Raw genomic sequence first — 16,114 nt, 5'->3', positions numbered from 1 at the left:
ACGCTACCGACCCGTGAACACCGGGGCACGCCGCTGGGCGGCCGCGGCAATCCCTTCTCGAAAGTCGTCAGTCGCCTGCAAGCGGGTTTGTTCTTGCAGTTCGTGGGCGGTGGCCGCTTCAACAGCTTCGGCAAGTCCGGCGCGCATGGTGGCGCGGATGCTGGTCAGCGCCAACGGAGCCGAGGCGGCGATGCGTCCCGCGAACCGCAGCGCGGCCGGGCGGACGTCGCCGTCGGCCGCCAGCTCGTCGACAAGTCCTGCAGCGTAGGCCTTTTCGCCGTTGAAGCGCTCACCGGTAAGCAGCCATTCGAGCGCCTTCTGCTGGCCGACGACTCGTGGCAGCGTCGCGGTGATCCCGAAGCCCGGGTGGAAGCCGAGCTGGCTGAAGTTGGCCGCGAATCTCGACGACGGTGACGCCACCCGGAAGTCTGCGCTCAATGCCAGCCCGAGCCCGCCGCCGATCGCCGCGCCGTTGACCGCCGCGACGACGGGCTTGGCGGACCGGAACAACCGCAGAGCCTGGACATAGAGCTCGCCGGGCGTGGAGACCTCGGTTGCAGGGCGGGAAAAGTCCGCGCCGGCGCAGAAGTGTTTTCCCTCGGCGCACAGCATGATCACCCGGCAGTCGATGTCGTCGTCGAGTTGCGCGTAGGCGTCGGCGATGCCCTTGACCAGTGCGGTGTCGAAGAAGTTGTTCGGCGGCCGATGGATCTCGACGGTTGCCACGTGATCGGCAAGCTCCACGGTCACGTCCGGGGTGTTCACAGTTGCTCCAATAGTTCGCGTACGGCGGTGTTGAAGATGTCGGGCTGGTCCATGTTCGCGGCATGCCCGGCGTTGTCGATGAGAAGCTTGCGGGCATTAGGGATGTGGCGCTGCATGTAGTCCGCCCCGGCCAGGAAGTCGGTGTCTTGCGCGCCGACGACAACGAGCGTCGGCACCTCGATGGCCTCCAGTGACTCGATCACCCGGGCATCGTTTTGGACCATCGAACCGCGGGCGGCGCGGGGCAGCCCCTCGGGATGCCTGTGCACGGCCCGCGCCACTTCCGGTGATGTATTCGGCGATGCGCCGCCCTCCAGTCGCTGCGCGGTGCGCTCCACCCAGTCGTTCCAGCGCTTGCGGGCTTCGGTGTTGCGGTAGCCCGGCCCGGTGTCGACCAGCACCAGCGCGGCCACCCGCTGCGGGTGCGCGAGGTGGAACGCCAACGACAGGTAGCCGCCCAACGACATACCGCACAGCACCGCCCGGTCAGCACCGGCGGCGTCGAGGACTGCCGCCATGTCCGCGACGCTGATGTCCTGCCCGTAGCGGGCCATATCCTCCGGCGCGTCGCTCTCGCCGTGACCGCGCTGGTCCCAGACGATCACCGGGCGGTCCGTCGACAGCGCGCCGATGTTGGGATCCCACATGCGCGCGGTGGCGGCGAAACCGTGGGTGAGCAATACCGGCACACCCGCCCCCTGCGGGTTGTGCACCCGGTACGCCACCTCGACGCCGTCCGGACGCCGCAGCCGGCTCACTGGATTACGTCCGATCCGGACTGAATCGCCGGGTACAACGCGTCGGGACCGGCGGACACCAGTGCCGCGCCGAGGCGGTCCGCCCAGCGCTGGTGGCCTCCCGCTTCATCTCGCCAGGCCCACAGCCGGCGGGTCAGATAGTGCAACGGATACTCCTTTGTCATGCCGATCGCGCCGTGTGCCTGATGGGCGGATCGAGTGGCTCGCAGTGCGCCCTGGTCGGCAAGCAGTTTGGCGCAGGCGATCTCGAAGCCGCCGCGGCCGCGCTCGACCGCGGCGACGGCGCCGGCCACGGCCGCGGCCACCATCGTCGCCTGCTGGTGGATGGTGACGAGATGCGCCTGCACGGCTTGGAACCGGCCGATGGGGCGCCCGAATTGCTCACGCTCGCGGCTGTAGCGCAGCGTCATCGCCGCGAGCGCACTCAACGCGCCGGCCATCAGCACTGCCCGCCCCAAAGCTGCTCGCTCCGCGAGCGTCTGTTCGCTGACTTCGTCCGGCGCGTCGGCTCGCGCACTGATCGGCACACCGTCGAAATGCACGGTGTCGCGGGGCTCACCGGCCAGGTTGACGGCGCGGCGGACCGTGGGATGCGGTCCCGGCGCGGCCGGACCGGGCGCTATCAGGACGACGCCGTCGACGAGTCCGACAACATGCTCGGCGCGATGGGCCCAGGCCACCCCCGGCACCGTGCCGAACAGTCGATCATTGTCGAGATGCAACTGCCCGGTTGTTGGCACTACAGCGCGAATTCCGTTGGGCAGCACCAGACCCGCAGATCCCAGCAGCCAACCGGCGACCAGGCCGGCTTCCGCGAGCGGCACCGGCGCCGCGTGCGCTCCTGCCGCCCCCAACAGCTCGACCGCATCGGCCACACCGCCGCCCGACCCGCCCAATTCCTCAGGCATCGGCACATCGGCGAACCCGGTTTCGGTCAGTGCCTGCCACAGCTCGTCGGCCCAGCCGGTGACCTCGGCCTCGGCGACGACGTCCCAGCCGCAGTGTTCGTCGAAGAATTTCGTTGCGGCGCTGTGCAGTTCGTTATCACTCATGTCAGACCCTTGGCAGCGACTGAACGCAGCACCTCGGTGGTCCCGCCGCGGATGGTGTACGAGGGTGAATCCAGCACAGCGCGACGCAGCAACCGATCGAACAACGACGGTGGCCGCTCAGGTTCCACATCGCACAGCAGCTCTCGGTCCAGCAGTTCCCGCAGCGCAATCACCACGTCTTGTTCGAACCGGGTGCCCATCTCCTTGATGAGCGCGGCTTCCGCCGAGGGGGTGCCGCCCGCGTCGATAGCTCTGGCCACCGCGAGCGAGAGCCGGCGCAGCACCCAGTATTGGGCGGCCAGCTCGCCGATCCAGCGGCGTCCCGCCGGGCTGGCAGCAAGATCCGGTTCGCTACGCATGAACTCCTGAACGAGCAGGAAGGTGGAGATCCAGCGGTCCGGGCCACCGCGCTCGAACGCGAGCTCGCTGGTGTTCTGCGCCCACCCCTGTCCGATCTCGCCGATCACCCGGTCATCGGGGACGAACACGTCGTCGAGTGTCACTTCGGCGAAGTGGTCGGTGCTGCCGTCCAGATAGGGGATCGGGTTGATCTTTACGCCGGGGCTGCGCATATCGATCAGCAAGCGGCTCAGCCCCTCATGGCGGGCGCCACCGCCGGTGCGGCACAACGCGATCATGAAGTCGGCGCGCATGGCGTTGCTCGTCCACACCTTGGTGCCCGACACGCGCCAACCGCCGTCGTCGGCTACCGCTTTCGTGCGCACCGACGCGAGGTCGCTTCCGGCGTCGGGCTCGCTCATGCCAATGCAAAAGCACAACTTCCCCCGGCAGATCTCAGGCAGCAACCACCGCTTCTGTTCCTCGGTGCCGAAACGCAGCAGCACCGGTGCGATCTGGCGGTCTGCCACCCAGTGGTGCCCAACGGGTGCTCCCCAGCGCAGCAACTCCTCGACGACCACAAACCGGTCCACGGCAGTGGCGTCGCGGCCGCCGTAGCGCGCGGGCACACCCATGCCGACCCATCCGCGTTCGGCGAGCAAGGCCGAAAAATCGGGATCGGCTTGGCTACTCATCCCGAGCCCCGGCTCGAATGTGCGGGCGGGCAGCTCTGTGGACAGGAAAGTGCGCACCTGGTCGCGCAGATTCAATTCCGCGGCGGTCAGCTCAGCAGAGTTAGCGAGCATGCTGGAAGACTACTCACCGGGTTTTGGGTCGCACGCGGGCGAGTTGTCTGATGGGAGCCCCTTTCAGCAAAAAGCGTCTAACGTGCTGAGCATGTCCGAGATCTCGAAAGCGATCCTCGTGACCGGCTGCTCGACAGGAATCGGCCGCGCCACGGCGCAGCGATTGGCCAAGGCCGGCCACGTTGTTTACGCCACTGCGCGCCGCGAGGAGTCCGTCGCGGACCTGCGTGAGCTTGGCGCGCGCACCCTTGCGCTCGATGTCACCGACGAAGCGTCCATGCAGGCAGCGGTGGAGCGCGTCGTCGCCGAACAAGGCGCCGTCGGCGCGCTGGTGAACAATGCCGGCTACTCGCAGTCGGGAGCGCTGGAAACCGTTCCGATGGCCGATCTGCGCCGCCAGTTCGAAACCAATGTTTTCGGTCTGGTGCGGATGTGTCAGCTCGTACTGCCCGGGATGCGTGCACAGCGGTGGGGTCGCATCGTCAATATCAGCTCCATGGGCGGCAACTTCACGTTTCCCGGCGGGGGCGCCTACCACGCCACCAAGTACGCGGTCGAAGCGCTCAGCGACGCGCTGCGTTTCGAGGTCAAAGGCTTCGGGATCGACGTGGTGATCATCCAGCCCGGGCTGATCCACACGGAGTTTGCGGCCACCGCGACTCACGGGCTCAGCGCGCCCAGTGCTACCGAGGGGCCGTACGCGGCGTTCAACGCCGCTGTCGGCACGGCCACCGAAGAGGTTTACAACAATCGTGCACTCGCCAAGCTCGGCGGCGGACCCGACACCGTCGCCAAGGCGGTCGAGAAAGCCATTACCGCGAAACGCCCGCCGGTACGCATGCGGGTCACCCCGTCGGCGCGTCTGCTGATAGGCACGCGGAAGTTGATGAGCGATCGGATGTGGGACCGCTTGATGGCCACCCAGTTCCCGCGCCCGGACGCCAAATCGGCTGTGTGAGCCGCCTACCGATCCGGCAGCGCGTGCTCGACGATCGGCAACCGCGGAAGCGGCTGGCGCTCACGACGTTTGGCGGCAAGATAAACCTGCGCGGTCTCGTCGGCCACAGTGTGCCAGTCGAAGTCGGCGGTGAGCCGTTCTCGTGCGGCGTGCGCGCGAGTTTGGGCGGCCGCGGGATCGTCGAGCACGGCGCAGACGGCCTTGGCAAGCGCGGCCACGTCGCGGGGAGGGCAGGACATCCCGGTCTGACCGTCGATGACCGCTTCGCCCAGCCCGCCGATGTTGGAGGTCACCAGCGGCGTGCCGGCCGCGGCGGCTTCCAGCGCGACGATCCCGAATGGTTCGTAGTGGCTGGGCAGTACCACCACGTCGGCGCGGTGCAGGGCGGCCAACAGTTCCGCGTGGTCGAGGTGACCCACAAACTTCGTGGCCCTGACCACCCGGTGCTTACGGGCTTGCGCGACAAGCCAATCCTGCTGGGTGCCGTCGCCGGCAATGGTCAGTGTGGCGCCCGGGTGGGCTCGCCTGATCCGCGGCAGCGCCGCGATCGCCTCGTGTACACCCTTCTCGTATTCCAACCGGCCCACATACAGCAAATCCGGCGGCCCGGTACGGGTTTGGCGGGCGGCGAAAGGCCAACGGGCCGCGTCGATCCCGTTGCGGATCACCGTGATCTCGGCCAGCCCCGGACCGAACAGTTCGGTGATCTCGTCGCGCATCGACGCCGAACAGGTGATCAACGAATCGGATTCGCGCACCAACCAGGACTCGATGGCGTGCACCTGGCGGCTGAGCCGGCCGGAAATCCAACCGGAGTGACGACCGGCCTCGGTCGCGTGGATGGTGGAAACCATTGGGACGTCGTAAAACTCAGACAGCGCGATGGCGGGATGTGCGACCAGCCAGTCGTGGGCGTGCACGACATCCGGGGTGAAGTCCAGCGCCAGCCCGGCCCGGATCATGGCGTGGCCCATCGCCAGCGTCCAGGCCATCATGTCGTCGGCGAAGTTGAATTCGTGCGGGTCATGCGCGGCCGCGACCACCCGTACGCCCTCCCTGACCTCGTCGCAGGACGGGTGCGTGCTCGGGTCGGTGTCCGACGGGCGGCGGGACAAAACCACAACCTCGTGGCCGGCCGCGGCCAGCGCCGTCGACAAGTGGTGGACATGGCGGCCCAGCCCGCCGACCACGACCGGCGGGTACTCCCACGACACCATCAGGATCTTCATGCGCGCGCCCACCTTTGGCGCGAGCGGGCGCAAAATGCCGCGAGCGGCGGCGTGTCGGCGTGCCGACGCGCCCGCTCGTGGGGGAGGACGGCGGTCATCGGGGCAGCCTCCGTGCGTCGAGCGCGCCGAACAGCCCGTCCGCGCGGTTCCAGCCGTCGGCGAGTCGTTGGGCGGCTTCGCGACGCCCGGACGCCAAGGCGTCGGCGATCTCCCGGGTCGCGTGGGCATGCAGATGCGCGCGGTAGCGCGCGTAGTCGGCCGCGGAGTCCTTGCTCACCATGAACGGCCAATCGCTGGACACCGTCAGCAGCGTCTCGCGTAGAATCTGGTCGGCGACCTGATCACGCGGTATCGGTCCATCCAACGACGCGGTCTGCGTCAGTGCCTTGTCGACGGCACTTAGTGCCGTGTCGACGACTTCGGTGTTGAGCTGCACCAAGTCGGCCACTTTATCACCGGCCCACACCTGCCAGTCCTTCCCCGAACCCCAAGAGCTGGGCGGCAATTCGACCGCGGAGCCGACGAACCCGTCGGTGACCGCATCGCTCAGGGTGCCGATCCGCACACCGGCCTGCGGCAGCGCGCGCAGCACCCGCTTCAGCCACACCGGCCCCTCGTACCACCAGTGCCCGAACAACTCGGTATCGAACGCGGCGACCACATGCGCCGGCCGCCCGATCCGCTCGGATTCGCTGATCAGCCGGTTGCGCACGGTGTCGACGAAATCGGCGACGTGAACATCGACCGCGCGATCGGCACGCTCGGGATCGTAGGGCGCTTTGGCCTCCGGCGGCACATTGCGGCCGGTGACCCGCGCCGGTTTCAGCCCGGTGCGGTGATCGTAGGTGTGGAAGTCGCGGTAGGCGGCGTGACCCGGATAGCCGGATTTCGGCGACCACACCCGGTAGCTCACCTGCAGGTCGCGTCCGAAGGCCACCACGTCGGTGTCGCCCACTGGCCGGCCCAGCGCGGTGTCGCCGTGCAGCGACGGCCCGTCCACCATGAAATGACCGACTCCTGCTGCGGCATAGTCGTTTTCCAAGCCGGGGGCGTAGGCGCACTCCGGCGCCCAGATCCCGGTCGGCGTGTGCGCCAACCGCTGCCGGGCGTCGGCCAGCCCTTCGCGCAGCGCGAATTCGCGTAGGCGCGGCGCCAGCAACGGCTGGAACGGGTGGGCCAGCGGGCCGCCGAGCAGTTCGACGGTGCCGGCGTCGATCAGCGAGCGCAGCAGTGGGCTGGCACCGTGATGCCACAGCGTGGCGAACTCTTCAAGCGCTCGATCTGCTTCGGCGAGTTCTCGAATTCCAAAGGTGCGCAATGCTTCTGGTGTGCATGCCGGCGAGGACGTCACACCGGTGCGCACGTTGGCGGCTTCGGTGGCCCGCAACTGCCAATTGGCCAGCCAGTGATACATGCCGTCCAGGCAATAGGGGTCGTCGAGCTGCGCGGTCACCACCGGCGTCATCCCGAGCGTGATCACCCCGCGCCGGTTCTCGCCGGCAAGCGCCGAGAGCACCCGCAGTAGCGGCAGGTAGGCCGCCGACCACGACTGATAAAGCCATTCCTCGCCGACCGGCCAGCGGCCGTGGTGGGCCAGCCACGGCAAGTGCGTGTGCAACACCAGCGTGAACAGCCCCGGCACGCGAGTCACGGCGCCGCTCACGGGCGTACCGCGATCGCGACGAGGTCAAGACTGCTGTCGATATCCCGCTTCTGCGCATCGATGATGTCGAAATCCGCGGCGGTGACCGCGGCGACGTCGGCCAGCAGCTCGGCCGGCCAGGGCGCGTCGGCCATCGCGCGGGCCACCTGGGCATCGATGATCGAGCCGCCGTGGCGAGCATCCATCTCGGTCAGCCGGGGCCCATGAAAAACCCCGTAGATCCCGTCCATGGTGAAACCCGCCCCGACGAGCAGTTGGGTCAACTCGTCGGCGTTGAGCTCGCGGGTGTGGAACGGGTTGATCGGGGTGTCGCGGCCGGGTGAAAAGGTGATTCGGTTCGGAGTCGACATCATCAGCAGCCCGGCGGGCCGTAACACTCGCGCGCACTCCCGCACGAATTGTGGCTGATCCCACAAATGCTCGATCACCTGGAAGTTGACCACAACATCCACCGATGCGTCTGGGAGCGGCAGCGAGAACAAATTGCCATGCACGACCTGCACGCGGGGGTAGCGCGCGCGGACATGAGCGACGGTGGCCTCGTCGTAATCCAGCGCGATTACCCGGCGTGCCACGCCGGCGATCAGGTCGGCACCGTACCCCTCGCCGCAGCCTGCTTCGAGCACCTCGCGGTCAGCGCAGCGCGACGCGAGCCGCTGGTAGACCACCTCGTGGCGGCGAAACCAGTAGTTCTCCACATCGAGACCGGGGACGGTGCGTTCGCCGGTCAGCGTCAACCCGGCATCGGCCGAAGCCGCGCCGGACACATCGGGCACGAATGCACTCATTGCATAGGCAGGCTAGCCCGCGCGCTCCGATCGCGAATGGTCAACCTGAGACGGGCACGGAGAACCCGCACTACGACCCGCTATTGTGTGAGAGCAAACCGCACAAAGTTACCGCCTAGTAACATCCGCGTGCAGTTTGATCAAGCGTGACCGAAGTCCTGCTGCCTCCGGCTGCGGGACTCCTTGGAGGAGGACGAACCACTCTCATGACGAACATCGTGGTCCTGATCAAGCAGGTCCCAGACACCTGGTCGGAGCGCAAGCTCAACGACGGCGACTTCACCCTGGACCGCGAGGCCGCCGACGCCGTGCTGGACGAGATTAATGAGCGTGCCGTCGAAGAGGCGTTGCTGATCCGGGAGAAAGAAGCCGCCGACGGTGTCGAGGGGTCGGTGACTGTGCTGACCGCCGGACCCGAGCGTGCCACCGAGGCGATCCGCAAGGCGTTGTCGATGGGCGCCGACAAGGCGGTGCATCTCAAAGACGACGGCATGCACGGCTCGGACGTGGTCCAGACCGGGTGGGCGCTGGCGCGGGCGCTGGGCACCATCGAGGGCACTGAGCTCGTCATCGCCGGCAACGAGTCCACCGACGGTGTCGGCGGTGCTGTGCCGGCCATCATCGCCGAATACCTGGGTCTGCCGCAGCTCACCCACCTGCGCAAGCTGTCGCTCGAGGGCGGCAAGATCATCGGTGAGCGGGAGACCGACGACGGCGTCTTCACCCTGGAGGCCTCGCTGCCCGCGGTGGTCAGCGTCAACGAGAAGATCAACGAGCCGCGCTTCCCGTCGTTCAAGGGGATCATGGCCGCCAAGAAGAAGGAAGTCACCGTCCTGACGCTGGCCGAAATTGGTGTCGAGCCCGACGAGGTCGGATTGGCGAACGCCGGATCGAAGGTGCTGGCGTCCAACCCCAAGCCGCCCAAGACCGCCGGCGAGAAGGTGGCCGACGAGGGCGATGGCGGCACCAAGATCGCCGAGTACCTGGTTAGTCAGAAGATCATCTAAAACTTCCCTTTCAAACACCAGAACGGATAAACCATGGCTGAAGTACTGGTGCTCGTCGAGCACGCTGAAGGTGCCCTGAAGAAGGTCACCTCCGAATTGATCACCGCCGCCCGGGTATTGGGTGAGCCGGCCGCCGTCGTGGTCGGCACGCCGGGCACCGCAGCGCCGCTGGTGGACGGGCTCAAGGCGGCCGGTGCCGCCAAGATCTACGTCGCCGAGTCGGACAGCGTCGAAAACTACCTGATCACTCCGCAGGTCGACGTGCTGGCCGCACTGGCCGAGTCGGCCGCCCCGGCCGCTGTGCTGCTGGCCGCCAGCGCCGACGGTAAGGAAATCGCCGGCCGGCTGGCCGCCCGGATCGGTTCCGGGCTGCTGGTCGACGTGGTCGAGGTGAAGGAAGGCGGCAAGGCAACCCACTCCATCTTCGGCGGCGCGTTCACCGTCGAGGCGCAGGCCGTCGGCGACACCCCGGTGATCACCGTGCGGGCCGGCGCGATCGACGCCGAACCGGCCGAGGGTGCGGGCGAGCAGGTCACCGTCGAGGTTCCCGAGCCTGCCGAAAACGCGGCCAAGGTCACCTCCCGTCAACCCGCGGTCGCCGGTGACCGTCCCGAGCTCACCGAGGCCAGCATCGTGGTCTCCGGTGGCCGTGGCGTGGGCAGTGCCGAGAACTTCCGCGTGGTCGAGGAATTGGCCGACTCATTGGGCGCCGCGGTCGGTGCGTCGCGCGCCGCGGTGGACTCCGGTTACTACCCGGGCCAGTTCCAGGTCGGACAGACCGGCAAGACGGTGTCGCCGCAGCTCTACATCGCGTTGGGCATCTCCGGCGCCATCCAGCACCGCGCCGGCATGCAGACCTCGAAGACCATCGTCGCCGTCAACAAGGACGAAGAGGCGCCGATCTTCGAGATCGCCGACTACGGCGTGGTGGGCGACCTGTTCAAGGTGGCCCCGCAATTGACCGAGGCGGTCAAGGCCCGCAAGGGCTGATGTTGTTTGGCGCGAGCAGTCGTAGAAGCCCCTCATTTCGTCCCGAAGTGAGGGGCTTTTGCGTCTGGTCGCCTACATGAGAAAGGTGCTGGCGCAATGAAAATCACGGTGATGGGAGCCACCGGCCTGATCGGCAGCGCGGTGGTCGCATCGCTGAACGAGGCGAGGCACCAATCTGTCGCCGCCTCGCGCAGCTCGGGTGTAGACGTGCTGACCGGGGCGGGCCTTGCGGAGGCGCTGTCCGGCGCCGACGTGCTCGTCGACGTACTCAACTCGCCGTCGTTCGACGATGACCCGGTGATGGAGTTTTTCACCACAGCAACGAACAACCTTGTGAATGCGGCCAAGTCGGCGAACGTGGGTCACTACGTCGCGCTGTCCATCGTGAATTGCGACGGGCTTCCCGAAAGCGGCTACATGCGCGCCAAAGCCGTTCAAGAACGGATCATCGCCGAATCCGGGCTGCCGTACACCATCGTTCGTGCCACCCAGTTTCACGAGTTCGCCGAAGGCATCGTCGGCTCGTTGACGGTCGGCGACGAGGTGCGGGCACCCGACGGCCCGATTCAGCCGATCGTCGCGGCCGAGGTGTCCGCGGAAGTGGCACGCGCCGCTGCGGGTGAGCCCGTCAACGGCGTGGTTGAAATCGGTGGACCCGAAAAGCTGCGGTTCGCCGACCTAGCGAATTTGGTTGTGGCCCACCAGGGTGCGAGCATTCCGGTGGTCGTCGATTCGTCGGCCCGCTACTTCGGCACGTCGATAGCGGAGGACAGCCTCGTCACCGGCGACGGTGCTGCGCTGGGATCGACCCGGTTCGAAGACTGGCTCGCCGCGCACTAAGGGGCTGTCAGGGGGTCGGCGCGGCCGGCGGGGTCAGCGCCGATGACTTGATCTCGAACCCGTCGAATGTGCCGGCGGCCCGCCAGGCTTCGAGGATATCGGCGTATTCGGTGGGACTGCCGAAGAAGAAGCTGTCCCGGTTCAGCCTGGCGTTCGCCTGGCCTTCGCGGTTGTAATACCCAGGGGTGCAGGCCTCGCGCCGTCCGGCGATCACGCTCGAGCGCGCCACGACTTGGTCGACCCACCCGGCTTCCGCATCCGCCGTCGCTTCCACCTCCGTGGCGCCGTTGCGCAACGCCCAGGCGATGATCCAGGCGACGTGGCGGGACTGGGTATCGATCAGGTAGGGGAAGTTCACCGTAAAGCCGGACTGGGCGATGCTTTCGATGAAGCAGTTCGGAAAGCCGTTGACGTGCAGTCCATGCATTGTGCGCACGCCGTCGGCCCAGTTGTCCGTGAGGGTGCGACCGCCCCGCCCGATGACCTCGAAACCCGTGCGCTGTCGGTAGTCGGTGCCGACCTCGAACCCGGTCGCGAAAATCAGGCAGTCCAACGGGTATTCGACACCGTCGACGACGACACCGTTGTGGTTGATCTGCTCGACGCCGCGGCCACGGGTGTCGACCAGCGTGACGTTGTCGCGGTTGAATGCCTGCAGATACTCGTCGTGGAAACACGGCCGCTTGCAGTAATACCCGTACCACGGCTTGAGCGCTTCGGCGGTGGCGGGGTCAGCTACCAACGCGTCGACGCGGGCGCGGATCTCCTCCATCTTCGCGAAGTCGGCCAGCTCAGCTGCGTTCGGCCCGTCGGCGTTCACGATCGGCATCTTCTTGGTGAGGCTGGTCCAGGCGTCGTCGACCAGGTCTTCGTCGGATTGCCCTCCGGCCGTGAGGATCTGGAAGTTCTCGATACGACGCTGCTGCCAGCCCGGTTCCAGCGCGGCCGCCCACTGTGGGTCGGTCGGCCGGTTGGCCCGCACGTCGACGGTCGAGGGCGTGCGCTGAAAGACGAACAAATGCTGCGCGGATTCGGCCAGCCGTGGCACGCACTGAATGGCGGTGGCACCGGTCCCGACGATGCCCACCCGCTTGTCGGCCAGCTTGGCCAAGTCATCGCCGGTGTACTGGTAATCCCAGCGGCTGGTGTGGAACGCATGTCCGCCGAAGCTGGTGATGCCCGGAATGCCGGGCAGCTTCGGCTTCTGCAGGTATCCGTTGGCCATCGCCACGAACCGGGCATGAATTGCATCACCGCGATCGGTGGAGATCAGCCACCGGGATTGATCAGCATCCCAGCGAATTTCGCGTACCTCGGTTTGTAGGCACGCGTTGCGGTAGAGGTCGTAGTGTTCGGCGATCCGGCGGCAATGCGCGAAGATCTCCTCGCCCTTGGCGTACTTCTCGGTCGGGATGTAACCGAGCTCTTCGAGCAACGGCATGTAGACGTAAGACTCGACATCGCAGGCGATTCCGGGATAGCGGTTCCAGTACCAGGTCCCACCGACGTCCGCGGCCTTGTCGATCAACCACACATCGTCGATGCCGAGTTGCTTCAATCGGGCGCCGATGAGCAGACCGCCGAAACCGGCACCCACCACCGCGACATCGACCATATCGGTGATGGGGTCGCGCTCAAAGTCGGGGTCGGCCCAGGGATCGTCGCCGAAGCGGGCGAATGCGCCGGCGATTTCCACATACTGATCGATCCCGTCCGGCCGCAACCGCCGCTGGCGTTCCCGGGCGTATCTGGCGCGCAGCGCGGCGGGATCGAATGCTGTGCCGTCGACATTAGCCACGGCTGAATACTGGACCAATTTTGCCGCCCAGGCAACGATGCGCCTGTTCGCTGCAGCATCGTCAGCTGCGGTGCATCGGCACGTGCCAGTTAGCTGACCAGCACCGCACCTGTGCTGGCATCGTCCAGCCCCGGTATCCTGGCCAGGTTATGGCCTACCTCGATCACGCCGCCACCACCCCGATGCACCCAGCTGCCGTCGAGGCGATGACGGCTGTGCTGCGCACCGTGGGCAATGCCTCCTCGCTGCACACCGCCGGCCGCGCCGCGCGGCGCCGGATGGAGGAGTCTCGCGAACTGATCGCGGCCAAGCTGGGGGCGCGGCCCTCCGAGGTGATCTTCACCGCGGGCGGCACCGAGAGCGACAACCTGGCCGTCAAGGGCATCTACTGGGCGCGCCGCGACGCCGAGCCGCGCCACCGCCGTATCGTCACCACCGCCGTCGAGCATCACGCGGTGCTGGATGCGGTCACCTGGCTTGCCGAGCACGAAAGCGCCGAGGTGACCTGGCTGCCCGTCGACGCCGACGGCTTCGTGTCGCCCAGCACATTGCGCGATGCGTTGCGCGAGCATGACGACGTCGCGCTGGTGTCGGTGATGTGGGCCAACAACGAAGTGGGCACCATCATGCCGATCGCCGAACTTGCCGCGATCGCAGCCGAATTCGACGTTCCGATGCACAGCGATGCTGTTCAGGCGGTGGGTCAGGTGCCGGTCGATTTCGCTGCCAGCGGACTGTCGGCGATGAGTGTGACGGCCCACAAGTTCGGCGGACCGCCTGGTGTGGGCGCATTGCTGCTACGGCGTGACGTCGACTGTGTCCCCATCTCACACGGTGGTGGGCAGGAACGCGACATCCGTTCCGGCACACCGGATGTTGCTGGTGCAGTCGGCATGGCCACGGCGATACAGATCGCCGTCGACGCACTGGAGGCCAACAGCACGCGTCTGCGTGCCCTGCGTGACCGGCTGATCACCGGTGTGCTGGCAGAGATCGACGATGTTCGGCTCAACGGGCCACGGGGCGCTGCGCGACTGCCCGGCAACGCGCACTTCACCTTCGCCGGTTGTGAGGGTGATTCGCTGTTGATGTTGTTGGACGCCAATGAAATCGAATGCTCTACCGGCTCGGCGTGCACGGCCGGCGTGGCCCAGCCGTCGCACGTGCTGATCGCGATGGGATCGGACGCGGCCAGCGCCCGGGGGTCGTTGCGACTGTCGTTGGGGCACACCAGCGTTGAGGCTGACGTTGACGCGGCACTGCGGGTGCTGCCGGGCGCGGTCGCCCGTGCCCGACAGGCAGCGCTGGCCGCCGCGGGGGTGGCCCGATGAAGGTCCTGGCCGCCATGAGCGGAGGCGTCGACTCGTCGGTGGCCGCGGCAAGGATGGTCGACGCGGGGCACGACGTGGTCGGCGTTCACTTGGCGCTGTCGACCGCACCCGGCACGTTGCGCACGGGCTCGCGGGGCTGCTGCTCCAAGGAGGACGCCGCCGACGCTCGCCGGGTCGCCGATGTACTCGGGATTCCGTTCTACGTCTGGGATTTCGCTGATAAGTTCAAAGAGGACGTGATCGACGACTTCGTGTCGTCCTATGCGCGCGGTGAAACGCCCAACCCGTGCGTGCGCTGCAACGAGCGGATCAAGTTCTCCGCGCTGGCTGCGCGTGCGCTCGCGCTGGGCTTCGACACGGTCGCAACTGGCCACTATGCCCGGCTGTCGGATGGGCGGCTGCGCCGCGCGGTGGACCGGGACAAGGATCAGTCCTATGTGCTGGCGGTGCTGACCGCCGAACAGCTGCGGCATGCCGCGTTCCCGATCGGCGACACCCCCAAGCCGCAGATCCGTGCCGAAGCGTCCCGCCGTGGGCTGGCCGTGGCGGACAAGCCGGACAGCCACGACATCTGCTTCATTCCGTCCGGCGATACCCGGGCGTTTCTGGGCAGTCGCATCGGCGTGCGCAGGGGCACCGTGGTCGACGCCGGGGGAACCGTGCTGGCCGAGCACGACGGTGTGCACGGCTTCACCATCGGGCAGCGCAAAGGCCTGGGTATCGCCGGTCCTGGCCCCGACGGTCTGCCCCGCTATGTGACGGGCATTGACGCTGAGACCGGCACCGTGCGGGTGGGCACCGCGGCCGATCTGGACGTGTGGGAACTGACGGGGCACACGCCGGTGTTCACCGCGGGCGAACCGTTCCCCGGGCCCGTCGAGTGCACGGTACAGGTGCGCGCGCACGGCGAAGCCGTCGACGCCGTCGCGGAATCGGTGGACGACGAGCTGGTGGTGCGGTTGCGCACTCCGCTGCGCGGTGTGGCACCCGGACAGACCCTGGTGCTGTATCGCCCGGATCGCGACGGCGATGAGGTGATCGGCAGCGCCACCATCGCCGCCGCGTCCTAGCGCCGAACGTGCGTTACGGGATATTCGCGGCGATGTTGGCAATCACGGTGTCGGACACCGACTCTGGGAAGCCGCAGAACGTGACCTCCATCAACACCACCGACTTGAGCCGGTAATCGCGCCCGCAGTTGCCGGGGCGGGTGTGCAGCGACTGCGCGTCCGCGTACCAGTCGCCGACATAGATTGACCCGTCGGGCGTGTTCGAGCAGCTCTCGACCGTCGACACCAGGACATCGAAGGCGTGCCGGGCGGTATCGGCGTCACGATAGGCGGCGGCGCCCTCCGAGATCAGCCCGCCGCGCGGCGGGTACTGAAAGGTGGTCTTGTGGAATCGTTCGATGTCGGGTCCGAACGTGACAGTTTCGGCGTAGACGAACCGGCATTGCGGCGGCGCATTCTCGGCGAGCGCGTCGATGTCCACCGGTGACTTTCCGTCCATCGACGGGATGATCGTCAGGCGCTCGCCGCCACCGGTGATTGCTTGCATCCGCGACTGGTCGAGCAAAATCGCGTCGACATCCAGACCGGACAACAGCGTCCCGGGAAATGCGGGCACACCCGCGCCGTCGACCACCCGGGTGCATGCCACGCTCACCAACACCGCGCACCACACCAGCAGCGCGCGCGGCGGTATCCGCATCCTTCGAGGCTAGTCCGGTGACGATGCAGAGTGCGTAGTGCGATGGGGAGGAGCCGGACGATGAAGGGGAGTCCGGTGAC

At 67.2% G+C, this 16,114-nt stretch carries 15 protein-coding genes; 6 read left to right on the top strand and 9 right to left on the bottom strand.

From position 1 onward, the window contains the following. Positions 1–3 precede the first annotated feature (3 nt). The 4 genes from MSP7336_RS21485 to MSP7336_RS21470 are packed head-to-tail and all read right to left on the bottom strand — an operon-like array spanning position 4 to position 3,720. The gene (locus tag MSP7336_RS21485; protein WP_069395026.1) at positions 4–765 is read right to left on the bottom strand and encodes an enoyl-CoA hydratase/isomerase family protein; all 762 of its coding nucleotides are present in this window, start codon (positions 763–765) and stop codon (positions 4–6) included. Further along, the gene (locus tag MSP7336_RS21480; protein ID WP_113964525.1) at positions 762–1,523 is read right to left on the bottom strand and encodes an alpha/beta fold hydrolase; all 762 of its coding nucleotides are present in this window, start codon (positions 1,521–1,523) and stop codon (positions 762–764) included. The genes MSP7336_RS21485 and MSP7336_RS21480 overlap by 4 nt, the downstream gene beginning before the upstream one ends. Beyond that, a complete protein-coding gene (locus MSP7336_RS21475; RefSeq protein ID WP_113964524.1) occupies positions 1,520–2,575 on the bottom strand; it encodes an acyl-CoA dehydrogenase family protein in 1,056 nt (351 codons plus the stop codon). Before MSP7336_RS21475 ends, MSP7336_RS21480 begins: the two co-directional genes overlap by 4 nt. Then, positions 2,572–3,720 (bottom strand): acyl-CoA dehydrogenase family protein, encoded by a 1,149-nt coding sequence (locus MSP7336_RS21470; RefSeq protein WP_069395023.1) that lies wholly within the window; start codon positions 3,718–3,720, stop codon positions 2,572–2,574. Before MSP7336_RS21470 ends, MSP7336_RS21475 begins: the two co-directional genes overlap by 4 nt. A 91-nt stretch (positions 3,721–3,811) precedes the next feature. Between MSP7336_RS21470 and MSP7336_RS21465 the strand changes: the two genes are divergently transcribed. Further along, a complete protein-coding gene (locus tag MSP7336_RS21465; protein WP_069395179.1) occupies positions 3,812–4,678 on the top strand; it encodes an oxidoreductase in 867 nt (288 codons plus the stop codon). Positions 4,679–4,683: 5 nt separating this feature from the next. Here the strand turns inward: MSP7336_RS21465 and MSP7336_RS21460 are convergent, their stop codons facing one another. The 3 genes from MSP7336_RS21460 to MSP7336_RS21450 all read right to left on the bottom strand — a co-directional run bounded on the left by MSP7336_RS21460 (position 4,684) and on the right by MSP7336_RS21450 (position 8,358). Beyond that, positions 4,684–5,907 carry a glycosyltransferase family 4 protein gene (locus MSP7336_RS21460; protein WP_069395022.1) on the bottom strand — a complete coding sequence of 408 codons (1,224 nt, stop codon included), beginning with the start codon at positions 5,905–5,907 and terminating at the stop codon, positions 4,684–4,686. Positions 5,908–6,001: 94 nt separating this feature from the next. Continuing rightward, positions 6,002–7,570 carry a 1,4-alpha-glucan branching protein domain-containing protein gene (locus MSP7336_RS21455; RefSeq protein WP_113964523.1) on the bottom strand — a complete coding sequence of 523 codons (1,569 nt, stop codon included), beginning with the start codon at positions 7,568–7,570 and terminating at the stop codon, positions 6,002–6,004. Beyond that, positions 7,567–8,358: a class I SAM-dependent methyltransferase gene (locus tag MSP7336_RS21450; RefSeq protein ID WP_069395020.1), complete on the bottom strand. Its 792-nt coding sequence runs from the start codon at positions 8,356–8,358 to the stop codon at positions 7,567–7,569. The genes MSP7336_RS21455 and MSP7336_RS21450 overlap by 4 nt, the downstream gene beginning before the upstream one ends. A gap of 206 nt (positions 8,359–8,564) precedes the next feature. Between MSP7336_RS21450 and MSP7336_RS21445 the strand changes: the two genes are divergently transcribed. The 3 genes from MSP7336_RS21445 to MSP7336_RS21435 all read left to right on the top strand — a co-directional run bounded on the left by MSP7336_RS21445 (position 8,565) and on the right by MSP7336_RS21435 (position 11,195). Further along, positions 8,565–9,365, top strand: coding sequence for an electron transfer flavoprotein subunit beta/FixA family protein (locus MSP7336_RS21445; RefSeq protein ID WP_113964522.1), 801 nt, complete (start codon positions 8,565–8,567; stop codon positions 9,363–9,365). Positions 9,366–9,398: 33 nt separating this feature from the next. Further along, a complete protein-coding gene (locus tag MSP7336_RS21440) occupies positions 9,399–10,355 on the top strand; it encodes an electron transfer flavoprotein subunit alpha/FixB family protein (protein ID WP_069395018.1) in 957 nt (318 codons plus the stop codon). A 96-nt stretch (positions 10,356–10,451) separates the two neighbouring features. Beyond that, positions 10,452–11,195 carry an SDR family oxidoreductase gene (locus tag MSP7336_RS21435; RefSeq protein ID WP_113964521.1) on the top strand — a complete coding sequence of 248 codons (744 nt, stop codon included), beginning with the start codon at positions 10,452–10,454 and terminating at the stop codon, positions 11,193–11,195. A 7-nt stretch (positions 11,196–11,202) separates the two neighbouring features. Here MSP7336_RS21435 and MSP7336_RS21430 read toward each other — a convergent pair whose 3' ends face one another. Next, the gene (locus tag MSP7336_RS21430; protein ID WP_113964520.1) at positions 11,203–12,993 is read right to left on the bottom strand and encodes a flavin-containing monooxygenase; all 1,791 of its coding nucleotides are present in this window, start codon (positions 12,991–12,993) and stop codon (positions 11,203–11,205) included. Between the two features lie 149 nt (positions 12,994–13,142). On the opposite strand from MSP7336_RS21430, the gene MSP7336_RS21425 reads away from it, so the two are divergent. Together MSP7336_RS21425 and mnmA are read left to right on the top strand one after the other, a co-directional pair. Next, on the top strand, positions 13,143–14,324 hold the full coding sequence (locus MSP7336_RS21425) for a cysteine desulfurase family protein (RefSeq protein WP_113964519.1): 1,182 nt from the start codon (positions 13,143–13,145) through the stop codon (positions 14,322–14,324). Then, the gene (gene mnmA / locus MSP7336_RS21420; RefSeq protein WP_113964518.1) at positions 14,321–15,394 is read left to right on the top strand and encodes a tRNA 2-thiouridine(34) synthase MnmA; all 1,074 of its coding nucleotides are present in this window, start codon (positions 14,321–14,323) and stop codon (positions 15,392–15,394) included. The genes MSP7336_RS21425 and mnmA overlap by 4 nt, the downstream gene beginning before the upstream one ends. A 13-nt stretch (positions 15,395–15,407) precedes the next feature. Here mnmA and MSP7336_RS21415 read toward each other — a convergent pair whose 3' ends face one another. After that, a complete protein-coding gene (locus tag MSP7336_RS21415) occupies positions 15,408–16,034 on the bottom strand; it encodes a sensor domain-containing protein (RefSeq protein ID WP_113964517.1) in 627 nt (208 codons plus the stop codon). Between the last annotated feature and the right edge of the window lie 80 nt (positions 16,035–16,114).

The sequence above is a fragment of the Mycobacterium shimoidei genome (assembly GCF_900417275.1).
GTDB classification, from domain to species: domain Bacteria; phylum Actinomycetota; class Actinomycetes; order Mycobacteriales; family Mycobacteriaceae; genus Mycobacterium; species Mycobacterium shimoidei.
The sequence above is the reverse complement of the archived record's forward strand: the minus strand, read 5'-3'. Positions and strand labels throughout refer to the sequence as shown.

Coding starts and splice junctions, on each gene's coding strand:
- MSP7336_RS21475 (WP_113964524.1), bottom strand. CDS start 2,575: ATGAGTGATAACGAACTGCACAGCGCCGCAACGAAATTCTTCGACGAA.
- MSP7336_RS21470 (WP_069395023.1), bottom strand. CDS start 3,720: ATGCTCGCTAACTCTGCTGAGCTGACCGCCGCGGAATTGAATCTGCGC.
- MSP7336_RS21465 (WP_069395179.1), top strand. CDS start 3,812: ATGTCCGAGATCTCGAAAGCGATCCTCGTGACCGGCTGCTCGACAGGA.
- MSP7336_RS21460 (WP_069395022.1), bottom strand. CDS start 5,907: ATGAAGATCCTGATGGTGTCGTGGGAGTACCCGCCGGTCGTGGTCGGC.
- MSP7336_RS21450 (WP_069395020.1), bottom strand. CDS start 8,358: ATGAGTGCATTCGTGCCCGATGTGTCCGGCGCGGCTTCGGCCGATGCC.
- MSP7336_RS21445 (WP_113964522.1), top strand. CDS start 8,565: ATGACGAACATCGTGGTCCTGATCAAGCAGGTCCCAGACACCTGGTCG.
- MSP7336_RS21440 (WP_069395018.1), top strand. CDS start 9,399: ATGGCTGAAGTACTGGTGCTCGTCGAGCACGCTGAAGGTGCCCTGAAG.
- MSP7336_RS21435 (WP_113964521.1), top strand. CDS start 10,452: ATGAAAATCACGGTGATGGGAGCCACCGGCCTGATCGGCAGCGCGGTG.
- MSP7336_RS21425 (WP_113964519.1), top strand. CDS start 13,143: ATGGCCTACCTCGATCACGCCGCCACCACCCCGATGCACCCAGCTGCC.
- mnmA (WP_113964518.1), top strand. CDS start 14,321: ATGAAGGTCCTGGCCGCCATGAGCGGAGGCGTCGACTCGTCGGTGGCC.
- MSP7336_RS21415 (WP_113964517.1), bottom strand. CDS start 16,034: ATGCGGATACCGCCGCGCGCGCTGCTGGTGTGGTGCGCGGTGTTGGTG.